This window comes from Streptomyces sp. NPDC002911 (assembly GCF_053591835.1).
Genome location: NZ_JBSFUO010000044.1, coordinates 1 through 20,989 on the forward strand (window position 1 = coordinate 1; position 20,989 = coordinate 20,989).

The window sequence follows — 20,989 nt, forward strand, 5'->3', positions numbered from 1 at the left end:
GACCCTCCACGCCCACCGCACCCTCTACTCACCCACCGACACCCTCCTCAACACCACCCACCCCCACACCACCGACCCCGGCACCCCCTTCACCCAACGCCTCACCCACCACCTCAACAACCCCCAGCCCCCGGAACCGCGGTTCGGTTCTGCTTCTTCCACCGACATCAAGGCGCCCGGAGTCGCGCCGCCCGCACCCCATGCGCAATCCCGATCCCAGATTCCTCTGACGGCACCCGCCGCCGCCCCCGCCGGACTCCTCCCGTCCCGTGCTCGCCCCGTGACCACCGGCGAGAACGCCACTACCATCACCTCTCTTGCTACCAAGGCCTCTGAGGCCGTCGAGGCCCGTAGGACCGACCTGGTCCTGGCTCGACTCGCTACTGCCGACGGCGACCGCGACCGGCTGTCTGCCCCCGACCGTCTATGGATCGATCGCATCGAAACCGGATCAGTCCACTCCGGCGCCCACCGTGAAGACCTACTCCGGCGTCTCGGTATCCGCCCTCACCCCAACAGCACGACCCACCACCAGATCTACCGCTCCACGCCCGATGTGGTGTCCCGATCAGCTCCTGTTCATGTGGCCGTGGCAGACACCACAGAGGCCATGGCCCACGGGCTGCAGCGAGTTCTTGCAGACCTGTCGCAGTCCGCGAGTCACGGCGAACACACCAGGGTGCTCCGGTCCGCTATGGCTACCTGGAAGAGCAGTGCGAGTACGTCGGCGGGGACCGACGCGGCTGCAACAGAGAACTCGGCGTCCAGCGCGGCTCATCCGCATGAGGACGTTCGCGAACCACGGCCCGGCGTCAGGTCCGTAGGACCGGCACGGCAGCTTCCCGGCGCCGAGAGCTTCCCGTCGTTCACGGCCCAGGCCCAGTCCCTCATGGGCTCACACCACGTTACGGCGCTGACGGCCAGCGGCGCTGGCGGGACGGGGGAAAAGGCTTCCCCGGGGTCTGAGGGCCTGACACGCAGCCCTTGGTACACGGAACACGGCATGCTGGGCGAGGCGACCGTCACAGCTGTACAGCCGTGGTCCCATGAGCAGGTGTCGGAAGCTTCGCGGGCTGTCGCCGGCCGGATCCGGGACGGAGGGCTTGCCCGTGCGGTGGAGACGCTCGTCGCTGATGTGCTGGCGCTCGATGATGCGGGGAAGTGGGCGGACGAGCTGGCCTACGGCCGCAGCCATGTCGTGGGCGGCCGACTGCTGTGGGTGCGTACCGTGCTCGGTGCGGTGGTGCCCGTCGCGGAGCAGCCGACCAGGCAACCCGTCCGCGAGTACGACGTTCGGTTCAGTTCCACAGCGGCAGGCAGCGAGCAGTCCCGGCACTTCACACGCGGGTCCGAACTGGTTCTCCTGACGGCCGTGAATGTTGCCTCTGCGGTGGCCTCCACCCTCGTGGTGGGGGCTCCGACCTTGGTCAACGAGGTTACGTCGAGCCGTTCCGAGGCCGTCCGGCAGACGGTCATCACCGGCCGGAAGCTGTTCGTCGACGGAAGTACGGCCTTCACCGCCGGGGTGGACTTCCGGTTCTTCGTCGACGGTGTGGAGCTGGGCGAAGACGCCCTGCGGTCCGGTAGCACAGTGGACCGCAGGCTCGGTGTCGACTTCCCCGCTGTTTACTCGGGCCCCGGCGAACCCAAGGTCGGGCAGGACGCCGGGCCGGTGCAAGGTGACCGGCCGGCAGACAGATCACGGCCGTCGCGCGCCGGAGAAGTACTCAACGCCATCGACATGACACCGCTCATCGCGAATCTCCAGGCCCGGCTGCGGGCAGCGGGCCTCGATGCCGGGGACACCGGCAGAGTCGTGCGCGAGGCCCAGATCCTGCTCAACGAGCGTACAGCCCGCAACCGCAGCCGCTGGTGGCTGACCAGTGGCGACTCGACGAATGCGATCAGCGTCGGTACGGACCGTCTGGGAACGGCAGGGTTCCGGGGCGTGCTCAGGATCCGGATCTCTGCGCAGAGCCTTCAGCTCATAGGCCTCACCGACGGTGTGAAAACACGCGAAGACTTTGGGCTGGGGCTCTCCGGAACCTTGGGGAGGGGAGGCGAGAGTCTGGCCGCGCTGAGCTACGGACTCAACGCTACGGGGCTTGTCGACCCCTCCCTCCAGCACGGGGGCCACGACTCGGAGGCCAAGGGGATGGCCCCCGTGCTCACCGCGACGATCAGCACCTCGCGCGGCTGGACCCACCGCCTCGCCTCTCAGCCACTGACCCACACCATTCTCAATGCCACTGACGCGCAGGCGCGGTACCGGGCTGTCCTCGCCGTCGACCTGATCTGGCGTTCACGGACCCATCCGGTGCTCGAAACCGGTGCCCCGCCGGTCGAGGTGGGCGCGGAGTTCGGAGTGCCGTGGCGCGACGGCCGAGGCGCGGCTGGGTTCGAGCAGCACCTCCTGGGTTCGGTTCACAGCCCCGCCGTGCGGGGGACCGGCGGGGCAGGCCCGCAGGAAGGCCTCCGGACACTGCCGGGGCCTGTTCCGTCGCAGCCCCATGTCAGGGCCCTGCTCCGGGAGTCGGGTCTCGACGCGGTCCGCGCCGTGGTCCGTCCACCGCGCCTCGACCCCGGCCGACGGCCCCGCCGCCACGAGCGTGAGCCCATGGCGCTGGCGAGCCGCCGAGGGCTCGGATACGCGGTCGCGGCGGCGCTGCCGGGTGCGGAACTGGTCGAGGACTCGTTCCGCACCCGGCTGGCGGAGCTGGTCCGTGAACGACGCGTCGGCGCCCTCGACCGGGCCGACGTGGACCGGCAACTTTCCGTGTTCTTCGGCCGCCCGGCGCTGGAGGGCGATCTTGCGGACCTGCTCATGGGAGTCCGGCACACGGTGGACGCCGGTTCGCTTCGCGTCACCATGGCCGTACGCGCGCATCTGCTCGACTCGTCGGAGGTCACCGACCGTGCGATGACCGTCAATACGCGGGCCGCGGTGAGTGAGGCCGTGACGGGGGGCACGGACAGCCAGTGGTCCCTGCAAGCCGGGATCGGCGGCGCGGCTCGCCTCACGATGGGGCCATGGGGCCGGTTCCAGCTCGGGAGCTTCCGGCTGACGGGCCGACTGGGGGCGGGCAGCGCGGAGTCCTTCGCCCGTACGAGTAAGTCGTATCGGCGCAAAGAGAACACCGAATCCGTCGACGAGCACGTCCTGGACATCGCCTACGAGATGTCGCAGTACGTGGAGGGTGATCCGAAGAATCGTGTGGAGGAGTGGTGGATCGAGCGGCCTGGTGACCTCGTGGCTCAGATCGTGGTGCCCCAGGAGCACGCGCCCGCCCGGCCCGTCGCGGAGGAGGAGGCGCGCTCGGCGGGGGCACTCGCGAGAGTGTCGCGGCGCTGGCCGGCCGGCGAACCCGCCTTCGACCTGGCCACCGGTACCGCAGGCCTGTACCCGGCCTTCCCTGCGCTCCCTGTCCTGGCCAGGACAATCGCAGGGCTCTACGCGCGACTGCATGGACTGTCCGGTCCGGTGGCCCGGCACCCCGTGCACTGGCCGTCCCAGATCGTACGGATGACCAGTCCGAGTGCACTGACCGCCTATTTCGGCATGCTGACCGGTGAGCACGGCCGGACCGTCGACCTGCCCGGAGTGGACGGCTGGCACACGACGGTGCGACTTCGACTGCGCGGCTACTCCCCGCGTGAGCTTCCGGCCGGCGGAGACACCGAGATCGAGCAGTACACACAGGACGTGGGACGCTTCGGCCATGACCGGGACCGGCGCTTCGCGGCCGGGGTGCTGGCTGCCGCAGGCCCGGTGCTCCGGTTCGGTTCGGACAGCGGGGGTGAGGCGGGAGGCGGGGACGCGGAGCACGGTGTCGCGGAAGGCCCGGGCGGCAGGGCCGTCGCGCAGGTCATGGCGGAGGCGCGGAAGAACTGGGGTCGCAACCAGGAGCGAGAGCGGGGGTTCATCGACATCACGCGGGCCACCTATGCGGGTAGACCGGCGTCGTACCGTGCTGATGCGGTGTTCGAGATCAGTATCAGCAAGTCGAGAAAGGGAAGAGTCGTCGAGGAGCGGCCGCGCTACCTGCGGTTCACCGATGCCATGGAACTTCTCGCACCCGGCCGCCGGGCCGAGGACATTCTCCCCCGTGGTGCCGACGGCATCACCGGCCTCGGTGACCGCCCGGCTCCGGAAGGCGCCCCCGCCCGCACGTACCTGTTCGACGGTGTCATACCTGGAACGTCCGCCCACCCCGAGGTGCTGCACGCGGACGGGGTGCTCGACGCGATCACCGGCCGCCTGGAGAAGCGGGGCATACTCCGGCCGCCGCGACAGGACGGGGCGGTCGGCACCGACCCGCTCCGACGCTCGCTGGAGGCCGCGTTCCGGTCCGACGCACTGATCACCAAGGTCCGGAGCCTGCTCGGCAACGGATTCTGGTTGTGGCTGCCGGCCGAGGGATTCGGCGGCAGTACCAAGTACCTCTGGATCCGTGTGTCAGTGACCGGTGTCGACCGCGCCCGATCCGACCGGCACCGGCCCGAGGTCAAACTGACCCTGCGCGGCGAGAGCGTCGAGGAGAAGAAGCATGCCGCGAAGCAGGGCCACACCTTCTCCACGGGGGCGGTGTTCACCGCGCGCGGCGGAGAGCAGACCCAGGACAACCACCACCACGGTCACGGGCACGGCGGCGCCGACTACTCCACGGGACGTTCCCGGACACGCAGTACCGCGGCAACGGAACTGACCAAGACCGTGTCGATCATCCGGGCCAACACCAGGGACCGGGAAGGCTCGCACGAGTTCGAGCACCGGCTTGCCTTCCGCATCGAAATGGGAGGAGCGCGAAAGCTGCCACGGCTCTTCGACACGGCGTCCCAAGCCGCACACCTGTTGGGAGGGCTCGTGGCCCGCGCGGTCCACCGGAGCGATCAGTGGGGCCGGTTCCGACATGAGCACCAGGCGTGGACCTGGTACGACGACGGCCTGGGCAGGCCCGTCGACGGCAGTGTCCGCCTCCTCGTGCCACGCCATCTGACAAGGGAGGCACCGCCCGGGGAGGAAGCCCCCGCTCCCTTCCGGCGGCAGTACGGCCGGAATGCCCGGTGGGTTCAGGAGAACGAGGTCGTGACGCCCCTTCCCGAAGCGCTGGTGGAAAACCTGCACCCGTGGGACATGCCCGCCGCCGACGCGGTGAACCGCTGGGCCAGGGTCGCGGCCCTGCGCGGACGGCACGTTCCCGAGCCGGACACGGCGCGTGAACTCTTCAGCGGCAGGCCCGACTTCACATCGACGGACGGGCTGGCATACGAGCACTTCACGAGTCACAACCTGTTGCGGCCGGAGATCGGAGCGCTGCTGCGCGGCCGGTACGAGGTGACGGTCGACGGCCGAGTCCTCGAAGTCGGTCTCGAACTGACCGGGGCCGAGGAACTGGGCCCGCAGAGCGGCATCCAGTTCAAGGCACGCCGATACCGCCAGGCAGACGAGGACGGCGAGACGAGCAGCGAACGGCAGGACGGAACTCACCACGGAGGAGGCCCCGAGGGAGGGGGAGGCTCCGACGGCTACGCCATGACCGGCAGGTCACCGCTGGAGTTCAAGTGGTCGGGCGGGCAGAAGTACACCTCGGCCATGTCGGAGACACTGGAGCACAACCGTGAAGGTGTCAGGGAATTCCGCTACTTCCGGTTCGACACGACGGTGGTGGCCCGCCCGGCGGACGGTGTGACCTCTCGGGTGCTCAAAGTGGACGTGCCGGGAGGCCTGATCGGGATGCTCCCCCTGGACGAAGGGCGGCTGGCCGACGGTCTGGACACGTACCTGGCCGCACTCCTCGGCACAGGAAGCCAGGACATACGGGTGCGAGCTACCGAGGAGCCCGTCCAGGACAGGCCCGGCGAGGACCACTCACAGGGCCGGTCCGAGAGGGCGGCGGTCGCGCGTGGCACGTCGGGTGGTGTGCCCGGCCCCGACTCCATTGCACCGAATCCGCTTCCGTCTGCCCTCCGGGGACCGCTGGAACCCGTTCCGGAACTGCCGGAGCCGCAAGAACTACCGCTACGTGCGTATGAGCCAGGGGACCAGGACATACCGGGCGGGACCCGGTTGCCCATAAGGTTTCGTGCCGCGCCGACGGCCGAAGCAGTCGCGGATCTCGAACGCACGCTCTTGCGCGCGGGCAACGGCGCACGGTCGCTCGTACTGCCCGAGCGTCTGGGCCCGTACCGGGGGCGCCTGCTGACCGCCGTCAATGTCCGCGACCGCCTCCGCTGGTTCGACCACGACACGAACATGCTGGTCACCGCTCCAGAAGACGGAGCAGGGGCGCTGCGCTCGATCGACTTCGACCCGAACGGTGTTCCGCTCGGGTGGGCACCCGGCTTTCACGCCCACGTGTCGTACGGCGCCGGCATGTTCGACGGTGCCACGGCGCTCCCCGTAGCTCCCAGGCCTGCGCCCTCCGGGGTACGGGAGGTGCCCCCGGCCCGCACGGGGCACAGTGCCGGCGAGCCCCCGCCACCGGCAGCGGGGGCCGCACACGGGGACGGGCCGGAGCACCCGGCAGGGGCATTCCGATCCTGGACCGGAGCCGTGAAGGACGAGGTGCGGCATCTGGAAGAGGTGCTCCTGCGAGGAGGCGGTACGGGGTCCCGTTCCCTGGTGGTGTCCCGTGCGGGACCGGCGGAGGCCTACGAGGTCGTGCACCTCCGGGGCGGAACGGTCCTGTGGTTCGATCACACCACCGGGATGAGGGCGACCCCACCGCGTAGAGGCGCCTTCATGTCCCTGGACCTTGACGCGGAAGGGACGGTACTGGGCGTCCCTGGAACCCTGCGGTTCCCCCGGCTAGCCGTCGGCAACCCACTCACACCCGTCCTGGATGCCTTGGCAGGGGCCGACACCGTAGTGCGCGCCGGGTGACACGCCGGATGGGGCGGGATGAACCGGCCCATGGGCTCCGGAGCCTGACGGGCCGAAAACGTCCCCCTCGGGGTCGCTTCCCGGGACGTCAAACGGCCCAGGGTGCCGCGTTCGGATCAGGCAGGCCTCGCGAGCCCCTCATGATCCGGACGAGAGTCTCCAGCCGAGGCTCCCGGCGGCGTGCAGCTCATGGACCGCCTGCTCGGTGGACCATACGGCGCTGGCCAGGAACCGGAAGTTGATCAGTGCCGCGAGGTATCCGTCGCCCTCCGGGAGACGAGGGCCCGCCGTGGCGTCGCGGACGACGACTACCTCGAACGCCTGCTCGATCAGCTCGCGCAGGTGCCCTTCCGTGCACAGGTTCGCGGACATGCCGGCGAGCACTACCTGCGAGACCCCGCGCTTGCGCAGCTGGAGGACAAGGTCGTTGGACTCAGGGCCCACGATCTTGTGGGGCGAGGTGATGACGGTCCTGCCGTCCAGGATGTACTTCTTGTACTCCGGCATGAAATCGGCCCCGGACTCGGTGAATCCCTGGAGGGTGAGCGGGCCGGGCCGGTCGAACATGCCGATGCTGTGCATGAACTTCTCGATCGGGCCGCCGAACGCCCACTCGTGGTCGTACGGGTAGTAGTAGTGCGGTGACACGACGACAGAGATGCCCGTCTCCTTTGCCGCGGCGAAGAGCCTGCCGATGTGCGGGACAGTGCCGTTCTCCTCGATGCTGGCGCCGAAGACCGGCCAGGTCGCGCCCTTGGGGCTCAGGAAGTCGATCTGGGGGTCGGTGACGACCAGGGCGGCGCGCGCCGGGTCCAGCACGAAGCCGCTGTGGGGCAGTGCAGGGGCGGCGGGCTCGGCGTAGATATCGGCGTCGGACATGGTGGGACTCCAAGGTCTTCGGGGATGCGTGATTTCCCGAATAATAGTCGACCGGTCGTCTATAAATGTGCGCCCGAACGCACGTGGAGTGGGACTGGCCTGATGTCACGTCCTTCCGGAACGGCCTTCAGGACACGGGGAGTTGCAGCAGCCGGGGCAGCACCATGTCCGTGAACCGGTCGTACGGGTCCCGGCACCGTCGCACCCGCCCTTGCATGACAGCCCCCTCCCACGCCTCGATGACCACGGCGGCCAGACTCTCCGCATCCGTGCCCCCGGGAACGGCCCCGGCGCGCTGCGCCTCACCGACGGCCGTAGCGACGAGGGCCGTCCAGCGGTCCAGGATGCGGCCCAGCTCGGTTCTGGCCTCCGGGCTGTGGTCGGCGATCTCGAGCGCCAGATTCCCGATGAGGCAGCCGGCCGTGAAGTCACGACGGGCGTTGTCGTCCGTCATGGCCCGGAAGAAGGCAGTGAGGCGCTCGACGGGCGGGAGCGAACTGTCTCGCAGGTGAGGGCCGAAGTCCCGGTCGACGTGCGCCCAGTAGTGCGCGAGCACGGCGGCGGCGAACACGTCCTTGCTGGCGTAGTAGCTGTAGAAGGACCCCTTGGGCACGACGGCGCGATTCGCGATCTCCTTCACCCCGCTGCCGTGGAAGCTGTTCGTGTGCATGAGCTCGACCCCCGCGGCGAGGAGACGTTCGCGGACCACAGGGTTTGCTGGGCGTGACATCCCCTGATGGTAGCCAGCCGGTCGGCGAGGAGCTGGATCCCGTCGTGCGCGATGCCTCCCCGGCGTCGCATCCGTGCTGCGCCGGTGGCGTCCCGCCGGGCATCGACCGCCACGACCGTGAGTACGGAGCCGACGGCCGTACGCAGGAGTCAGCCGAACCGCTCACCGCGTGCGGACAGGAGCTCGAGCCTGTCGTAGCTCTCGCTGCCGGGCTCAGCGGTGAAAGCCGTGAGGATCTGCGATCGGTCAGGGTCCACCAGACTCTGACCGTGCAGTTCCAGCATCCCGACGCGGGGGTGCTCGATGCGCTTGGGCGCGCAGTAGGGGCCAGCGACAGGCCGCTCCCGCCACAGAGCAGCGAATTCGGGACTGGTTTTTGAGAGCGTGTCGACAAGAGCAGTGGTGCGAGGGTCGGCCGGTGTACGGCTGTGGGTGGCGAGCAGTTGGGCGGTCAGGAGCCGGCCGTGCGTCGCGTGGTCGTCGGCCGGGATACGGCTCCGCTCCTCGAAGTCGGTGAACCAGCGGAAGACGAGCGAGCGTGCCGGCCCCGAGTACCTGGTCAGATCACCGAGGAGCAGTACGGACAACCGGTTCTGCGCAAGGGTCTCTCCCCGCTGGCTGAGGATCTGGGCCGGCGTGTCCTCCAGGCGCTCGAAGATCCGGAGCATACCGGGGTTGATCTGCTCGGCGAAGGACATCCGCTCGGGGACCGCGTATCCGGCCAGACGCAGGAGGTGGTCCCGCTCGTCGAGCGAGAGGCGCAGGCCTTGTGCGATGGACCGGAGCACCTGCTGGGACGGGCGCGGCCCGCGTTGCTGCTCGATGCGGCTGTAGTAGTCGGCTGACATGTCGCTCAGCGCGGCGACCTCCTCGCGGCGCAGACCACCGGTCCTGCGCCGCCGGGTCCGGGGCATACCGACATCCTCCGGCTGCAGCGCCTCACGTCGGCTGCGCAGAAAACGGGCGAGCTCACCGCGATCCATCAAACGGCCCCTTTCAGCAGCTCCTGCGGTCGTCGGCTCCTGATGCCGTCCAAAAGAGCAACAGGAACCGGGCGGTTCTATTCCTGTTCCGTCCTTCGTCCACCTGGGCCTGCTGCACCCGTGTCCAGTGTGCCACTGAACACACTGTTAGCGATGCCCAGGCAGTGAACCCGTCGACAGTGGTGGCCGTCGTACGCGTTGTCATACCTACCCGGAAGACGAAGGACCTGCCTCCATGCCCGCAATCCTGATCCACGGCGTTCCCGACACTCATCGTGTATGGGACGGTGTCCGCCAGCACCTGACCCGCACCGATGTGGAGGCCTGGGACCTGCCCGGCTTCGGCGCCGCGCTGCCCGACGGCTTCGGCTCCGCCAAGGAGGAGTACGCCGACTGGCTCATCTCACGTCTGGAGCAGGTCGGCGAGCCGGTGGACCTGGTCGGCCACGACTGGGGCTGCATCCTCACCGCTCGGGTCGCCTCGCTGCGACCCGATCTGGTCCGGACCTGGGCCGGTGGCAACGGGCCGGTCAGCTCCCGGTACATGTGGCACCCGCTTGCAAAGGTGTGGCAGGACCCGGCCAAGGGGGACCGGTACATGGCCGCATTCCATTCCGACTCGTTTGCGGATGATCTCGTTGCCGGGTTCGATGTCCCGAGCGAACTGGCGAGGGAGACGGCCCGCCACGTGGACGGGCCGATGAAGGACAGCATCCTCAGCCTCTACCGTTCGGCGCTGACCGTCGGCGCGGAGTGGGAGCCCGGCCTGACGGGCCTGACTGCCCCGAGCCTGGTCTTCTGGGGTGCGCTCGACCCCGCCTGCCAGAGCGAGTTCGGCGACGAACTCGCTCTGGCCGTACGGGCCTCGCGGGTTCTCAAGCTCGATTGCAACCATTGGACCGTTCTGCAGAGGCCTGCGGAGGTCGCGGCCGCGCTGGAGGAGCACTGGGGGACGGCCAGCGGCCACTGAGTGCAGTCCGGGTGACGACGGGGACGCTCCGGAGTGAACGCCGTCTGTCCCGCCCGGTGTTGAGGAAACAGTGGTTTACGCGCCCTGCGAGACACTGTTACAGTCACACCGTTTCCCGTTGATGAGTCTCGACGGGGGCGAAATCCGGACGAGCCGTGGACAGCGGGGCTGCACCGGTCGCTCAGACGGCCATGCTCTCCGGGCTGCCGCGACGATGCCGGAGCGGCGTCGAACCCGCCTCCGTAGCAGCCGAACCGCGGGCCGCCTTCGCCCCTGCCGGGTACCTCGGCCGGTCGCGTAGGCGGGGTCCTATTCATCTCCTGCCACAAGGCAGACAGGAACGGTGTGCACGTGAGCGTCATCTCGAAGATCAAGAAGGCTGCGGTCACCGCAGGAGCGGTGGGCCTGGTGGCGATGACGGCGGGCTCCGCCTCCGCCGCCGTCCCGAACACCTTCAAGGTCTGTGCCTACGGCAACTACACCGCCGTCGGTGAACTTCCCCAGCAGGGCGGCTTCTCGACCTATCTCATCCGCCCCGGCACGTGCGAGCAGATCCCCCTCGCAAGCGGCACCACGTACGGCAAGGTGTACGGGTTCTACAACAACAACCCCAGCGTGAAGTTCTACGTGGGCACGGCCAATTTCACCGCCTCCAAGGGCTGGTCGGGCTCCGCCGAGGGGTCCACCACCAGCCCCTGGCTGCGGAACTTCGGCTGATCGAGCCGTAGACGCGGTTCTGGTGCCCGGGCCGTACCCACGGCCCGGGCACCGGTGTTTCCCCAGCCCTCAATCACGCGTCAGGAGCCCCCCCCGGGCAGTCTCGCTGCGAGACCGGACCGACGGGTGGGATTCGTGATCACGACATGCCCAGAAGGAGCATGATGAACCAGCAGACCTCACCTTGGCCGAACTCCGAGGCAGCCCACATCAGACGGGCCGTGACTCTCCCCGGATCCGGGGCCGGAAGGGCTGAGGGCGTCGGGCAGTCCGCGAACGTTCCGGTGCCTGAACCGGCCGCGGGAGAACCGGCCGGAAAGGCGGGCATTCAGCGAACAGGAGAGCAGACCGAGTTCACCGGTCCGACGGCCGAACCCGCCACACCTGACACAGTCGCGAGGCCGGAAAGGGCCCTTGCCACCGGATCCGCCACGCGCGCCGCCGCCGCGCAGGTCCGGCCCGTAAACGACGACGAGGACTTCAGCGACGAAGGACCGGATCCGGCCAGGGATGATACCGACTGGCATCCCGCCGGGGCCGTCGGGCATACCGGGGGCAGGCACCGGCAGACCGCACGACGGGGCCGCAAGCCGGCCCTCGTGGTGGCGGCTGTTGTGGGCGCTGCCCTGGCTGCCGTGCCCTTCGTGACGCACAACGGTGGGAGCGGCCGCGACGAGAGCCGGAGCCGGACCTCCCCGGTCGCTGCCGTTCCCGACGACGGGACGGGACTTCTTCCCGAGGCCACGGGCACCGACGACAGAACGGAGCCCGTGGGGTTCGCCGAGGAAGCAGCCGAGAAAGAGGCCGCCGCTGCGAAGTCCCAGCACGAGCAGCGCGGTTCGGCAACGCGCCATGCCGACCTGGCGCTGCCCGGCGACACTCGTACGGCCGGGCGAACGCCGGTGGAGCCGAAGGGGAGCAGAAACCCCGCCTCTCCGGGGGCAGCGCCGGCTTCTCCGGGAGACAAGGAGGCCTCGATCCCGGAACGTGCGGACGCCGTCATCACCGGAACCCATGTGATCGCCCCGGGCGGGCCGGTCTACGCCGGCGGGGCGCAGCTGTCCATGGAGTCCGACGGAAACTTCGTGGTCCGGGACAGCACCGGGGTCGTCCGCTGGGCGGCAAACACGGCAACCCTGGGAGACCGTGCGGTCTTCCAGGGGGACGGCAATCTCGTGGTGGTCGCGGCGGACGGCAGATCGGTATGGAGCTCCGGTACGGCCGGCAATCCCGGGGCGCGTCTGGTCCTCCAGGAGACGGGCCGGCTGCTGATCAGGTCAGCTGGCGGTGCCGTGCTGTGGAGTGCCGGCTCGCCGGGCTGACCCGCATTGCGAGCACGCCCCGTTATCCCCGGAAGGTGCGGTCTGACGCACAGGCCCCGGCACAAGGGAAGTCGGAGTGCTCCCGTCCGCACGACAGCGCCGCTGCTCCTTCCCCGGACCGGATCACTGTACGGGGGACCGGGCGGGGAGGCACAGCGGCGCTCTGCAGATGGGGCCTATTCCACGACGAGAGTGACGTCGATGTTGCCGCGGGTCGCCTTGGAATACGGGCAGAGCTGGTGCGCCTGCTCGACGAGCTCGCGGCCGGCACTGCCGGACAGCTCCTCCGGCACCTCGACACGGAGGGTGACGGCGAGACCGAAGCTGCTTTCGTGCTTGCCTATGCTCACCTCTGCTGTCACGGACACGTCGGAGGTGTCCACCTTGGCCTGCCTGCCGGCCAGACCGAGGGCGCTGGAAAAGCACGCCGCGTAGCCGGCGGCGAACAGCTGTTCCGGATTGGTGCCCTGGCCGTTGCCGCCGAGGGCGGGCGGCATGGCGAGCTGGAGATCCAGCTGGCCGTCCGAGCTGACCGCACGGCCGTCACGGCCGTTCGCGGTGGCGACTGCGGTGTAGAGAGCATCCATGGGAACCATCCTCTGTCGATTTCGCGCAGTGCCCGATCGCCTGCTGGTTCCAATGAAAGCACACAATTAAACTGTGCACAATTTAATCGTGCGCATTGCTGCGGCGCGGATGCCCACCGGGTAGTGGACTGCGCTGGGCCTGCTGTGCCGTAGCGCCGAGCGATGGGCGGTCTGCGGGAGTAGTGGTGTACCAAGAGCCCGTCCTCGCAAGCCACCATCCGGCCTCGTGCTGCAGTCCAGGGTGAAAGAGCCCGACCGTTCGGTCACCGTGAGCGACCGCCCAGCCTGCCCACTGCACAGGCCCGAGGGGCTCACCTACGGCAACACCTGTACCGCCGTCCCGGCCGTTGTACTGCTGTCGCCGGAAGTGCCGTGGCAGCGAGACACACGGGAGTCACTGCGGCGAGGCCGCAGGGGAGAGGTGGAGGCGAAGGACGGGCCCTCTTGTTGCGCGGCTTCCCGGCCAGGTCAGTACGGGCAAGCCGCACGGATCCAGCTGTCCGCATCTCCCGGCGAGTACGCCGTCGACCGGTACGCCGTCGACCGGTGCGCCGTCGGCGGCGCACCGACCTACACGAGGCGGAAGAGGTACGCGCCGTCGCACCAGTAGGTGAGCCCGTCCTGCGCATGGAAGGACACGGCTGCGAGTTGGCAGGCGATGGGGCTGCTGTACGCACCCCGGTACTCGACCGCCTGGGCCGCCGCGGACGCGGTACCCGCTGTGCCGGCGAGGAGCGCGAGAGACGCAGCAGCGGTGAGTCCCGCGGTCGCGGCGAGTCGCCGGCTTCGCTTGAAGATCATTGGATTCCCTGTCTGTCGGAACTGCCGTGGCGGTGCCGGGAAAGCACGAGCCGACAGGATTACCTGCCGTCCGTGCTGCGAACGCCGACACACTGTTTCCGCATCATACGGTGTGAAAGTGCTGTGACAGTGAATACTCGATGACTGGATCACGAGACCCGAGAAGCCCGGTACCCGCTGCGGTAGTCCCGTGGCGAGACACCAGTGACCCGCTTGAACGCCGTACTGAAGGCACTCTCTGAGCCGTAGCCGACCGCGCGGGCGATGGTGGCCACGGTGCCGTCGTCCCGGCGCAGGTGGCGGGAAGCGAGTTCGACGCGCCATCGGGTGAGGTAATCGAGCGGACCGCGCCCCACCGTGTCCTTGAAACGTGCGGCGAGGGTGGACCGGGACACCGAAGCCGCCTGTGCCAGCTCGGCCACGGTCCAGGCTTGCTCCGGCCGGCCGTGTATCGCTGTCAGGGCCGCGGCGACCACCGGGTCCGCGAGGCCCGCCAGCCAGCCCGACACCGCGTTCGGATCGTGTGCCAGATGCAGGCGCAGGACATGGACGAACATGACGACAGCCAGGTGCTCCGCGACCAGGGTCGATGCCATCGGCTTGATCCGCAGCTCTTGGTCGATCTGTGTGAGTGCCCACTGCAGGGTCTCGGCCTGGGAGGTTCCCCCGGGTACGTGGACGACCGGAGGGAGTCCGTCGAGCAACAGCGCCTGCGCTCGGTCCCCGAAGGAGAAGCGGCCGCCTACGAGCACGACGTCGTCGGCACCGTTGCCCGTCCGCGCGACGCCGCCTGCGGACGAAGCGAAGACCTGCCCGGCCTCGATCGCGGCGACTCCGGGGCCGCTGCGGAGGGTGAACCGGCGGGGCCGGGTGAGCAGGTAGCAGTCCCCGGCCGCCAGGGCGAGCGGTTCATGCTCCCCTTCGACTTCGAGCAGGCAGCGGCCTTGCCGGACGGCGTTGAACTTCACCCCCGACGGTGCCTCGAACCGGATGGCCCACTCGCCCCCCGCCACCAGGGCCGAGGAGAGATGACTCCTGGTGTCCAGTAGGGCGAGTACGTCCTCCAACGGATCCAAAGCAACCCCCTCTGGACGCATGAGCAAGTTTCACGGACTATCCATCATGGATCATCCACGGTCGGATCGGTAGCGTCAAGGAGAGACCACCCGCCTCTTCAAGGAAGGCATCCCGTGTACGACCACGACCGCCTGACCACACCGTTCCACTCCCACGCCACCACCACCGACGTCATCGAGGGGGTGGACCTCACCGGACGCCGTGCCGTCGTCACCGGCGGAGCCTCCGGCATCGGCCTGGAGACTGTCCGGGCGCTTGCCGCCGCCGGCGCGGAGGTGACGGTCGCCACCCGCGACACGACAGCGGCCGGACACGTGGTCCCCGGCCTCGCCCCCGAATCGGGGGAGGGTTCGGTGCGATCGACAACGCTCGACCTGGCCGACCTGTCGTCGGTCGACGCCTTCGCACGTTCCTGGCAAGGCCCCCTCGACATACTCGTCGCCAACGCCGGGATCATGGCCGTCCCGGAACGCCGGGTGACCGCCCAGGGCTGGGAGCTCCAGCTCGCGACGAACTACCTCGGGCACTTCGCCCTGGCCACGGCCCTGCACGGGCATCTGCGGGCGTCAGGGGCTGCGCGCATCGTGATCGTCAGCTCGGGCGCACACCTGACCGCAGCCTTCGACTTCGAAGACCCCCAGTTCGCACACCGCCCGTACGACCGCTGGACGGCCTACGGCCAGTCCAAGACAGCAGACGTGCTGTTCGGTGTGGGCGCCCGACGCTGGGCCTCGGACGGGATCACGGCCAACGCCCTCAACCCTGGGTGGATCAGCACCAATCTCCAGCGCCATATCGACGACGACACCATGCGCGCCATGGGTGCCATCGACGACGAGGGCAACATCATTCCGCAGCCGTACTACAAAGAACCCGCCCAGGGGGCGTCGACCTCCGTGCTGCTGGCGGCGTCCCCGCTGCTGAACGGCGTGACGGGGCGTTATTTCGAGGACAACCAGGAGGCACGCCCGGTAGGCGGCCCCGAGGAGCAGCCCGGCGGTGTGGCAGCGCACGCGCTCGACCCGCAGACCGCAGACAGGCTCTGGGACTACGCGGCCGAGGCGCTGCCCGGCAGCTTCCGCTGACGTTCCGTACCTCCGCTACGGCCCGTGGCGCCGGCACCTTTCACACCGAAGTCCATGCGTGCGCCCGGGCGCACGCATGGACTTCGGGAAGTGCACGGCCGCTTCCCCCCGAGCATCCCTGGGTGTGAACCAAGTCCTCGTGGCAGCCCGGCGCCGCCCGCCGGGGCGGCGCCGGGCTGCCCTCGGGGTCAGCGCGTGATGGCCTTGGTCTCCAGGAACTCCTCCAGCCCCGCACGGCCCATCTCCCGTCCGTTTCCGGACTGCTTGTAACCGCCGAACGGCGCCAGGAAGTTGAGCTGACCGCCGTTCACGTCCACCTGCCCGGCCCGGATCCTGTGCGCCACGGCCATGGCGTGCCCCTCCTCGCCGGTCACGGCGGCGTTCAGCCCGTAGACGGTGCCGTTCGCGATATCGACTGCGTGGTCCTCGTCCGCGTACGGGATCACGACCAGGACGGGACCGAAGATCTCCTCCTGCGCGATGACGGACTCCGGGTCTGCACCGGCGAACACGGTCGGTCGGACGTAGGCGCCGGTTCCCAGTCCCTCGGGCCGGCCCGGCCCCCCGACGACCGCCTCGGCACCATCGGCGACGCCCCGGTCGATGTACTCGGCCACACGCCGGCGCTGTGCCTCGGAGGCCAGTGGCCCGATCACCGTGCTCGCATCGGAGGGATCGCCCACCGGGTAGCCGGCGGCGGCCTCGCGCAGCAGCTCCACCACCTCGTCGTGCCGGTCGGCCGGTACCAGCATGCGCGCCCACGCACCGCATGCCTGCCCGGCGTTCGCCCAGGCAAGGGCCAGGCCCCGGGGCACGGCCTCCGCGAAGTCCGCGTCGGGCAGGATGATGTGAGCGGCCTTGCCGCCGAGTTCCAGGGCCACCCGCTTGACCGTCCTGGAGGCGACCAGAGCCACTCGCTTGCCGGCCGTGGTCGATCCCGTGAACGACACCATGTCGATGCCGCTGTGCGCGGCTATCGCTTCGCCGACGACCGAGCCCGTGCCGTGCACAACATTCAGGACGCCTGCGGGAAGACCTGCGAGATCTGTGATCTCTGCGAAGATCCGGGCGGTGAGCGGCGCCGACTCGGACGGTTTGAGGACCACGGTGTTCCCCGCAAGCAGCGCCGGCACCACCTTGGTCGTGAGCTGTTGCAGGGGGAAGTTCCACGGGGTGATCGCACCCACCACTCCGACCGGCTCGCGCACCACCAGCGAGTTCGCGATGTCTTCCGTCCAGGGGAAGTCCTCCGCTGCGGTGACGGCAGCAGCCGCAGCGAGGACCGGGAGGCCGGCTTGCGCCGCTCGCGCGAAGGAGATCGGCGCGCCCATTTCGGCCGAGATCGTCGCGGCTATCTCCGCGGCCCGCCCGGTCATGCCCTCCGCCACACGCCGGATGACGTCGTTCCGCTCCTGCGGAGACGTGGCGGACCATCCGGGCAGAGCCGCGGCAGCCGCCGCCACCGCGCGGTCGACATCCTCGGGTGTGCCACGGGGAACGGTAGCGATCACGGCACCGGTGGCCGGGTTCACCACGTCGATGACGGCGTTCGCTGCAGGAACGGCCTGCCCGTTGATCCAGTGGGCAGGGGAGGGATAGGTGAGCGCAGAGGGGTTCATGTGCCCCAGGGAACTCCGTAGCCGGACAGGTAGCCAGGGACAAGCCGTCCCATGATCCGGGCCACAGGGCAGCAGGCGCGCTGCCGATGGCCCGTCAGGGGCTCGAACCGACGGCGGAGTCGAGAGGCACACTCATGCACTGTGTCTCTGAGCAACACACTAACTAGAGCACGTTTTGGTTGTGTGCAATTTAAATGTGCTCTAGTCTTTTGCTCGAGCCCAGCCCTCTTCAGATCCACAGAGCGCTGCACCGCCGGGTCAGCACGCCCGTGCTGACCCGACAGGACCAAGGAGCCCGACATGACCAGCAAGCGTCTGCCCCGCACATCTCTCGCCCTGGCCGCGATCGCGACCGTCGCCACGGCGGCGGCCGTGACACTCACCACGATCGCCCCCGCAAGCGCGGACAAAGCCCGCCCTGCCGCAGCGCCCAAGCCCACCGTCGTACTGGTACATGGTGCGTTTGCGGACGCGTCGAGCTGGAACGGCGTTGTCGAGCGCCTCGAGCGCGACGGATATCCGGTCGTAGCCCCCGCCAACCCGCTGCGTGGGCTGAACAGCGACACGGCCTACCTGAAGGACGTACTCGACAGCGTCGAAGGGCCTGTCGTCCTTGCCGGACACTCCTACGGCGGATCAGTCATCAGCAATGCCGCGGCCGGCGACAAGGACGTCAAGGCGCTCGTCTACCTTGCGGCATTCCTCCCCCAGGCAGGCGAAAGCGCGGGTGAGCTCTCCGGCAGGTTCCCCGGCAGCACCCTGGGAGAGGCGCTGCGCGAGGTGAACACCACGCTGCCTGGAGGTGCCGCGGTCACCGACCTCTACATCGACCAGGACAAGTTCCGCCACCAGTTCGCCGCCGACGTCCCGAAGAGCGCCGCGGGGGTCATGGCGGCGACGCAGCGTCCCATCACCAGTGCGGCCCTGGAAGAAGGGGCGTCGACCCCCGGGTGGAAGACCATCCCCTCGTGGACCATGGTCACCACGCAGGACCTCAACATTCCGGCGGAGGCCCAGCGCTTCATGGCGGCGCGTGCGGGTTCCCACAAGGTCGAGGTCAAGGCGTCCCACGCGGTGACCGTCTCCCGCCCGGCCGCCGTCACCCGGCTGATCGAGCAGGCGGTCCGCGCTACCCGCTGACACACAGAACCAGGGCTGAGGCGCCTCCACCGACGCCGCTCCCACGAAACAACACCGGGGGAGCGGCATGGTGCACCGGCGCCGCGACGGCCGAGGCGGCTCCTGTGCCGCTGGGGCGGGTGAGCAGCAGAGGGAGGAAGTTCAGGGCCGAGAAGGGCCGTCCAGATTGCCGGTCAGGCGGCGCAGCAGAAGCTGGGCGATCCCGAACTCCTCGGCGCTCAGGCCCATCGCCGCCCCGATGGCGGGCGGTACGCCGCTGATGCGACGCCGCATCAGCGCACCCTCGCGGGTCAGGGTCACGTCGACCACGCGTTCGTCGTCCCCGCGTCGTTGTCGCGACAGCAGGCCGTGCGACTCCAGACGTTTTACGAGCGGTGTCACTGTCCCGTAGTCGAGGTGCAGCGCCGCGATCAGTTCCTTGACGGTCACCGGATCTCGCTGCCACAGCACCAGCATCACCAGGTACTGGGGGTAGGTCAGGCCCACCTCGTCGAGGAGCGGCCGATAGGCGTTGGTCACGGCGCGGGAGGCCGCGTACAGGGTGAAGCAGAACTGGTCGTCGAGGACGATCACGGGCTCCTCGGTGCCGAAATCAGGATCCTCGCCCGGTGCCGGCACCGCGATCCGGGGTCTGTCCATGAGCGCACCTCCCGACGTGGCCCCGGTACGGGGCGCCTGTTCATGTCAGATTTTACCTTACCTCCGTGTATATCGTGTACACGTAAATCGTGCACGATTTTCCGCGGAGCGGCGTGGATCACATCGATTAAATAGGAATCTGAGATGCAACATTGATAGAGTCTGTCTCGTTCTCGCCGGGGCATCCGGAGGGAGTGGATAGTGTGCATAAGTGCGCCAGATTCACACTGTCTGCGGCAGACAGTCCTGCCCGGTCGTGAGTCAAAATTCGACTATGAGATGCACATTAAGGAGCCCGGGATGCTTTCCGCGCAGTCGACCCCTGTCATCCGCGCCACCCTCCCCGCCGTGGGGGCCTCGCTGGCAGAGATCACCGACCTGTTCTACCGGCGGCTGTTCGAAGCCCACCCCGACCTGCTGAAGAACCTCTTCAACCGGGGCAACCAGGTCAACGGCACGCAACGCGAGGCCCTCGCAGGCTCGGTCGCGGCCTTCGCGACACTCATCATCGAGCGCCCGGACGAACGGCCCGACGCCATACTCACCCGCATCGCCAACAAGCACGCCTCACTCGGCATCACCTCGGACAAATACGTCATCGTCGCCCGGCACCTGCTGGGGGCGGTCGCGGAGGTGCTCGGCGACGCCGTCACGCCGGAGGTCGCAGCCGCGTGGGACGAGGTCTACTGGCTGATGGCCAACGCGCTGATCTCCATGGAGGGGCGCCTCTACGAGCAGGCAGCGGTCGCCGACGGCGACGTCTGGCGCGAGATGGAGATCGCCGGGCGCCTGGAGGAGACCGCCGACGCGGTGTCCCTCGTGCTCCGCCGGACCGACGGCCTGCCGACCGGGCCGTTCCGCCCGGGCCAGTACGTCAGTGTCCAGGTGGAACTTCCGGACGGCGCACGGCAGATACGGCAGTACAGCCTGTCCGCCGCACCCGTGGAGAAGACCTGGCGCATCACCGTGAAGCGGGAGCGGGCGGCCGACGGATCCACACCCGACGGTGAGGTGTCGACCTGGCTGCACGCCAACGCACGGGCCGGGGACCGGATCGCGGTGTCCCTCCCCTACGGGGACCTGGTGCTCCCAGACGGCGACGGCCCCATTCTGCTGGCCTCGGCAGGCATCGGCGTCACCCCGATGCTGTCCATGCTGGACCACCTGTCGAAAGGCTCCTCGCAACGGGAGATCTTCGTGGTGCACGCCGACCGGTCGCCTGCCGACCACGTGCACCGCGAGGAACAGACCGAACTCGTCGACGGCCTGGCGAACGGCTCCCTGCACCTCTGGTACGAGGCCGGCGCAGACACGCACCCGACGCTCGGAGCCTCGACCGGCCGCGCGGACCTGAGCAGTCTCGTCCTGCCCCCCGCCACGACGGCGTACCTGTGCGGTCCGCTGCCCTTCATGCGGGCGGTACGGGGTGACCTGCTGAACAACGGAGTGAGCCCTGCCGCCATCCACTACGAGGTCTTCGGCCCGGACCTCTGGCGCAGCAAGTAGCGGTCCTGGCAGACCAGGCCACCGGCCGGGTACGCCGACGCACCCGGCCGG

Annotated in this window: 15 protein-coding genes; 7 read left to right on the top strand and 8 right to left on the bottom strand. The window is 69.0% G+C overall.

From position 1 onward, the window contains the following. The first annotated feature begins 1,054 nt into the window (after window positions 1-1,054). Entirely contained in the window at window positions 1,055-6,883 is a 5,829-nt protein-coding gene (locus ACWD04_RS31960) for a hypothetical protein (protein WP_451137239.1), read from the top strand. A 138-nt stretch (window positions 6,884-7,021) separates the two neighbouring features. Here ACWD04_RS31960 and ACWD04_RS31965 read toward each other — a convergent pair whose 3' ends face one another. The 3 genes from ACWD04_RS31965 to ACWD04_RS31975 form a co-directional block, all read right to left on the bottom strand. Next, on the bottom strand, window positions 7,022-7,762 hold the full coding sequence (locus tag ACWD04_RS31965; RefSeq protein ID WP_451137240.1) for a cysteine hydrolase family protein: 741 nt from the start codon (window positions 7,760-7,762) through the stop codon (window positions 7,022-7,024). A gap of 127 nt (window positions 7,763-7,889) precedes the next feature. Continuing rightward, a complete protein-coding gene (locus ACWD04_RS31970; RefSeq protein WP_451137241.1) occupies window positions 7,890-8,492 on the bottom strand; it encodes a TetR family transcriptional regulator C-terminal domain-containing protein in 603 nt (200 codons plus the stop codon). A 149-nt stretch (window positions 8,493-8,641) separates the two neighbouring features. Further along, window positions 8,642-9,475, bottom strand: coding sequence for a helix-turn-helix transcriptional regulator (locus ACWD04_RS31975; RefSeq protein ID WP_451137242.1), 834 nt, complete (start codon window positions 9,473-9,475; stop codon window positions 8,642-8,644). A 235-nt stretch (window positions 9,476-9,710) separates the two neighbouring features. Here ACWD04_RS31975 and ACWD04_RS31980 point away from each other — a divergent pair, with 235 nt between their 5' ends. From ACWD04_RS31980 to ACWD04_RS31990, 3 genes are all read left to right on the top strand, one after another. After that, entirely contained in the window at window positions 9,711-10,445 is a 735-nt protein-coding gene (locus tag ACWD04_RS31980; protein ID WP_451137243.1) for an alpha/beta fold hydrolase, read from the top strand. 351 nt (window positions 10,446-10,796) lie between these two features. After that, on the top strand, window positions 10,797-11,162 hold the full coding sequence (locus ACWD04_RS31985) for a hypothetical protein (RefSeq protein WP_451137244.1): 366 nt from the start codon (window positions 10,797-10,799) through the stop codon (window positions 11,160-11,162). A gap of 644 nt (window positions 11,163-11,806) precedes the next feature. Then, a complete protein-coding gene (locus tag ACWD04_RS31990) occupies window positions 11,807-12,484 on the top strand; it encodes a hypothetical protein (RefSeq protein ID WP_451137245.1) in 678 nt (225 codons plus the stop codon). Window positions 12,485-12,660: 176 nt separating this feature from the next. Here ACWD04_RS31990 and ACWD04_RS31995 read toward each other — a convergent pair whose 3' ends face one another. The 3 genes from ACWD04_RS31995 to ACWD04_RS32005 all read right to left on the bottom strand — a co-directional run bounded on the left by ACWD04_RS31995 (window position 12,661) and on the right by ACWD04_RS32005 (window position 14,948). Next, window positions 12,661-13,071: an organic hydroperoxide resistance protein gene (locus ACWD04_RS31995; RefSeq protein ID WP_451137246.1), complete on the bottom strand. Its 411-nt coding sequence runs from the start codon at window positions 13,069-13,071 to the stop codon at window positions 12,661-12,663. A 570-nt stretch (window positions 13,072-13,641) separates the two neighbouring features. After that, a complete protein-coding gene (locus tag ACWD04_RS32000; RefSeq protein WP_451137247.1) occupies window positions 13,642-13,872 on the bottom strand; it encodes a hypothetical protein in 231 nt (76 codons plus the stop codon). 149 nt (window positions 13,873-14,021) lie between these two features. Next, a complete protein-coding gene (locus ACWD04_RS32005; protein ID WP_451137248.1) occupies window positions 14,022-14,948 on the bottom strand; it encodes an AraC family transcriptional regulator in 927 nt (308 codons plus the stop codon). Between the two features lie 114 nt (window positions 14,949-15,062). Between ACWD04_RS32005 and ACWD04_RS32010 the strand changes: the two genes are divergently transcribed. Further along, window positions 15,063-16,034, top strand: coding sequence for an SDR family NAD(P)-dependent oxidoreductase (locus ACWD04_RS32010; protein ID WP_451137249.1), 972 nt, complete (start codon window positions 15,063-15,065; stop codon window positions 16,032-16,034). A 188-nt stretch (window positions 16,035-16,222) separates the two neighbouring features. Here the strand turns inward: ACWD04_RS32010 and ACWD04_RS32015 are convergent, their stop codons facing one another. After that, window positions 16,223-17,653, bottom strand: coding sequence for an aldehyde dehydrogenase family protein (locus ACWD04_RS32015; protein WP_451137250.1), 1,431 nt, complete (start codon window positions 17,651-17,653; stop codon window positions 16,223-16,225). A gap of 300 nt (window positions 17,654-17,953) precedes the next feature. On the opposite strand from ACWD04_RS32015, the gene ACWD04_RS32020 reads away from it, so the two are divergent. Beyond that, window positions 17,954-18,793, top strand: coding sequence for an alpha/beta fold hydrolase (locus ACWD04_RS32020; protein WP_451137251.1), 840 nt, complete (start codon window positions 17,954-17,956; stop codon window positions 18,791-18,793). Between the two features lie 141 nt (window positions 18,794-18,934). Here the strand turns inward: ACWD04_RS32020 and ACWD04_RS32025 are convergent, their stop codons facing one another. Then, window positions 18,935-19,432 (bottom strand): MarR family winged helix-turn-helix transcriptional regulator, encoded by a 498-nt coding sequence (locus ACWD04_RS32025; protein WP_451137252.1) that lies wholly within the window; start codon window positions 19,430-19,432, stop codon window positions 18,935-18,937. Window positions 19,433-19,732: 300 nt separating this feature from the next. Between ACWD04_RS32025 and ACWD04_RS32030 the strand changes: the two genes are divergently transcribed. Continuing rightward, on the top strand, window positions 19,733-20,938 hold the full coding sequence (locus ACWD04_RS32030; protein ID WP_451137253.1) for a globin domain-containing protein: 1,206 nt from the start codon (window positions 19,733-19,735) through the stop codon (window positions 20,936-20,938). Window positions 20,939-20,989: the final 51 nt, after the last annotated feature.

Bases quoted from the DNA above. Each gene is read 5' to 3' on its own strand.
- ACWD04_RS32000 (WP_451137247.1), bottom strand. From the start codon at position 13,872: ATGATCTTCAAGCGAAGCCGGCGACTCGCCGCGACCGCGGGACTCACC.
- ACWD04_RS31965 (WP_451137240.1), bottom strand. From the start codon at position 7,762: ATGTCCGACGCCGATATCTACGCCGAGCCCGCCGCCCCTGCACTGCCC.
- ACWD04_RS31970 (WP_451137241.1), bottom strand. From the start codon at position 8,492: ATGTCACGCCCAGCAAACCCTGTGGTCCGCGAACGTCTCCTCGCCGCG.
- ACWD04_RS32030 (WP_451137253.1), top strand. From the start codon at position 19,733: ATGCTTTCCGCGCAGTCGACCCCTGTCATCCGCGCCACCCTCCCCGCC.
- ACWD04_RS31995 (WP_451137246.1), bottom strand. From the start codon at position 13,071: ATGGATGCTCTCTACACCGCAGTCGCCACCGCGAACGGCCGTGACGGC.
- ACWD04_RS31975 (WP_451137242.1), bottom strand. From the start codon at position 9,475: ATGGATCGCGGTGAGCTCGCCCGTTTTCTGCGCAGCCGACGTGAGGCG.
- ACWD04_RS32020 (WP_451137251.1), top strand. From the start codon at position 17,954: ATGACCAGCAAGCGTCTGCCCCGCACATCTCTCGCCCTGGCCGCGATC.
- ACWD04_RS31980 (WP_451137243.1), top strand. From the start codon at position 9,711: ATGCCCGCAATCCTGATCCACGGCGTTCCCGACACTCATCGTGTATGG.
- ACWD04_RS32025 (WP_451137252.1), bottom strand. From the start codon at position 19,432: ATGGACAGACCCCGGATCGCGGTGCCGGCACCGGGCGAGGATCCTGAT.
- ACWD04_RS32015 (WP_451137250.1), bottom strand. From the start codon at position 17,653: ATGAACCCCTCTGCGCTCACCTATCCCTCCCCTGCCCACTGGATCAAC.